General features: G+C 72.9%; 2 protein-coding genes and 1 pseudogene. 1 reads left to right on the plus strand and 2 read right to left on the minus strand.

The window, feature by feature from the left end; translation table 11 throughout:
• Positions 1-352 (minus strand): DUF5925 domain-containing protein (locus CCN33_RS24985; protein WP_244173932.1); only part of this gene is annotated, 352 nt, incomplete at its 3' end.
• A 110-nt stretch (positions 353-462) separates the two neighbouring features.
• On the opposite strand from CCN33_RS24985, the gene CCN33_RS24990 reads away from it, so the two are divergent.
• On the plus strand, positions 463-1878 hold the full coding sequence (locus tag CCN33_RS24990) for a GH39 family glycosyl hydrolase (RefSeq protein WP_086695732.1): 1416 nt from the start codon (positions 463-465) through the stop codon (positions 1876-1878).
• Between the two features lie 15 nt (positions 1879-1893).
• Here the strand turns inward: CCN33_RS24990 and CCN33_RS24995 are convergent.
• A pseudogene (locus CCN33_RS24995) lies at positions 1894-3908 on the minus strand (lipopolysaccharide biosynthesis protein); the annotation flags it as partial.

Below are 3908 nucleotides of genomic sequence, written 5' to 3' on the forward strand. Positions count from 1 at the left end.
CGCCGTCGGTGGCCCGCCCCAGGACCTCCTTGGCCAGCTCGGCCGTGGTCGCGGTCACCGTGACGTCCGCGCCCCGGTTCCAGCGGGAGACCAGCAGGGTCCAGCCGTCGCCCTCCGCGAGGGTCGCGCTGCGGTCCTCGTCCCGCGCCACCCGCAGCACCCGGGCGCCGTCGGGCAGCAGGGTCGCCTCGGAGCGGACCCGGTCGATGTTGGCCGCGTGCGCGTACGGCTGCTCACCCGTGGCGAAACGGCCGAGGAACAGCGCGTCGACGACGTCGGAGGGCGAGTCGGAGTCGTCGACGTTCAGCCGGATCGGCAGCGCGTCGTGCGGGTTCCGCGGGTTCACAGACATGCCGCCATGATCGGGCACCGGCGCACCGCGCGCACGGCAATTCCGCCGCTTGTCCCCAGGTGTTCCCAACTCACGCCCGACGCCGGGTTTCGGCCGTTACTGTGGAGCTGATGGGCAGTCATCGGTGGTACACGGGGGCACGGAGGTGGCGGCTCACCGCCCTGCTCGGCGTGTGCGTGACCGCGCTGGCCCTGCTGGTGACCCTCCTGAACACCCTCCCCGGACGCGGCGCCGACATAAGCGGCACCACCCGCGACGGCGGCCGGCCGCACGGCACGCCCGCCGCCCCGTCCGGACCCGTACGCCCTGATGTGGGCTGGGGCTTCACCCACACCCAGTACAGCGCCGACCAGGGTGGCGGGAGCGACCGTGTGGCCCGGCTGCTCAAGGGCGACGGCGGACTCCCGCAGGACCAGGCCGTGATGGGCTGGGGCGCCGACAATCCCGAACCGGTGAAGGGGCGCTACGACTTCGGCGCCCTGGACCGCCGTGTCGACTTCATCCGCGCCTCCGGCGGCACCCCCGTCATCACCCTGTGCTGCGCCCCCGACTGGATGAAGGGCGGCAAGGCCGGTGTCGGTGCCACCGACTGGAGCCAGGACTCGCTGGAGCGGGCGCCCGCCCCGGAGCACTACCAGGACTTCGCCGACCTCGCCGCCACCGTCGCCCGCCGCTACCCCGACGTACGGCACTTCGTCGTCTGGAACGAGTTCAAGGGGTTCTGGAACGAGACGAAGGGCCGCTGGGACCACGAGGGCTACACCAAGCTGTACAACCTGGTGCGGGCGGCGCTGAAGAAGGCCGACCCGGACAACCTCGTCGGCGGTCCCTACCTGCCCATGGACAGCGTCGACCCCCGCGCCTCCGACGCCTCCGCCCGGGTGCGCGGGCCCTGGGGCGCGATGGACCAGCGCGTGCTGGACGCCTTCGACTACTGGAACGCCCACAAGTCCGGCGCCGACTTCGTCGTGGTCGACGGCTCCAGCTACACCAACGACGACGAGCTGCTCCCCGACGAGTTCGCCGCCACCGCCAAGTTCACGGCCGTGGGGGAGTGGGTGCGCGAGCGCACCCACGGCCTCCCGCTGTGGTGGGCCGAGTACTACGTGGAGCCCGCCGACTCCCAGGACCGGCGCGCGGGCTGGTCCGAGGACCGCCGGATCGCCGTGCACGCCGCGGGGCTGATCGCCATGGCCCGGGGCGGCGCAGAATCCGGCTTCTACTGGAACCCGGAGAGGAAGAGCGGCGCCGACTGCCCCGGCTGCCTGTGGACCCCGACCGGCGACAGCGGCGGCGGCCGCGAACTGCCCATGTACGGCCTGGTCTCCCGCTTCGGCAAGGCATTCCCGCCCGGCACCCGGCACGCGGAGGTGTCCGTCGCCGCGGACGACCGCCCCAACCTCCGCGTCCTGGCGAGCCGGGACATCGTCCTGGTGGTGAACACCCTGGACCGCCCGGTCAGCGCCCTCGTCGACGGCAAGCGGTTCCGGATGCGTGGCTACGAGGTGAAGTGGCTCGACCGCTGAGCCACTTCACCCCCCTCAGCTGAGCGTGAGGAACCGCTGCACCAGCGAGGCCAGCACCACCGCCAGCAGCGGCAGCGCGAACCAGAACGTGCTCTGCGACCGCCGCAGCCGTCCCACGCTCGGCCGGCCCCCCACCCGGAGCACCTCGCGCCCGGCCAGCAGCAGGATCAGCACCCCGGCGGCGAGCGCGCCCACCACCGACCACGGTGTCCAGGTGATCTGCGGCCCGATCGGACCGGGGTCCGGCTCGGGCACCGCCGCCGATCCGCCGCCGCGCAGCGCGTACACGGTCGCGTCCCCGTTCACCAGCACCTTGGACAGCTCGGCACGGCCGTCCAGCGTCCGGGTCAGCCGGGACTCCCAGGACGCCGGGTAGCCCGCGTCCAGCTCCAGATAGCGGACCTGGCTCTCGTTGACGATCAGATACGAGTGGGGGCCCGCGTCCTTCAGCGACTTCACCAGCCCGGACACCAGCACCGGGTCGGGAGGGGCGAGCGTCGGCACGTAGGTCACCCGCTCCATGTCCCGCGCGCCCCAGGCCAGCGCCGGAGTCACGTCGTTGACCGTGTCGGTGGTCAGCCACAGCAGCCGTACGGTCGGCTCGTCGTGGGCGTACACCCAGTCCATCGCCGCGACCTCGCCGGGCCGGGTCCGCTCGAACGGCTCGTTGCCCCAGCGGGCCACCAGGAAGCCGCCGATCAGCAGCAGACCCGCGAGCAGCGCGGCCGGTGCGCCCAGGCTCATCCGCCGCCGCTCGTCCGCACGGGTACGCGGGAACAGTGCGAGCGCCCCCAGCAGGGCCGCGCCCGGCAGCGCGAACATGAAGACGCGCAGCGCCATCTCACCGCCGTAGGACTGCATGCCGAAGCCGAGGAACGGTACGAACGCGAGGACCGGCAGGGAGCGTTCGCGGTAGCCGTGCCCGCGCCGCCGCCACCAGCCCCAGCAGGCCAGCGCCAGCACCGAGCCGGCCAGCAGCACCCGCGCGTACAGCACCAGCTTGTGGGTCGAACTCCCGCCCTCGATACGGCCGGAGACCGAGGTCGACACATTGCCGCCGACGCCGCCGAGGCCGCCGAACAGCTCGTCGAAGTGCCCCGACCAGTACGGCTCCGCCATGAAGCCCACCCACACCGCCACCACCACCGCGAACAGCAGGGGCAGCCCGCGCAGTTCGCACCGGCGCAGCAGCACCAGGGCCGCGAGCACCCCGAGCATCACGAAGGGGGTGAGCTGGTGGGCCGGGACGCAGGCCAGGAACAGGGCGATCAGCACCAGCAGCAGCACCACCCGCCGGGGCCGGTCGGCGGGCTCCACCTCGGCCTCGCCGGGCCGGAACCGCGACCAGATCATGTGCGGGGCCCGGAACCACACCAGCAGGATCGCCACGAACACCAGGTACAGCAGATAGGTGAAGCCCTGGGGGGAGAAGTAGTCCTGCCCGACCCAGCCGCTCAGCGCGAACAGCCACACCCCGGCCCACCGGGCCCGCCAGCTCGCCCGGAGCGACCGGGTGAGCAGAAACATCGGCGCCAGATAGGCGAGTTGCATCGCCGTCGGCCACCAGCGGATCACCACGGTGAAGTCCGACACCCCGCACGCCTGGCCGACGAACGCGGTGACCGCGAAGAAGCCCGGCCAGCTCCAGCGGGCGTCGAGGTCGGGCACGGTCGCACCGGTGCGGTCGATGTGGTCCAAAAAGCCCAGGTGCTGCCAGGCGGTGGGGAACCGGGGTGCGCTCTCGATCACGGCGGGCAGCGCGTGCAGCGAGAACACCGTCGCCACCAGGGTGAGCAGCAGCAGCGCCCGGTGCTCCCGGCGCAGCCTGAGCAGCGCGGCGAACACCGTGACCAGCAGTGCGGCACCGGCCAGCGTCGGCAGCGGCAGCACCGAGACGAGGCCGAGGCCGCCCATCCGGTCCAGGTCGGCGTCGGTCAGGCGCAGCGCGGGGACCCAGTAGAGGAGGAGTGCGGCGGTGAGGAGGCAGCCGAGGACCAGGCCGGTGCGGGTCGGGGAGCGGCGGCGCCGAG

Origin of the sequence: Streptomyces recifensis, assembly GCF_002154615.1 — a bacterium.
In the GTDB taxonomy this organism is placed as follows: domain Bacteria; phylum Actinomycetota; class Actinomycetes; order Streptomycetales; family Streptomycetaceae; genus Streptomyces; species Streptomyces griseoluteus.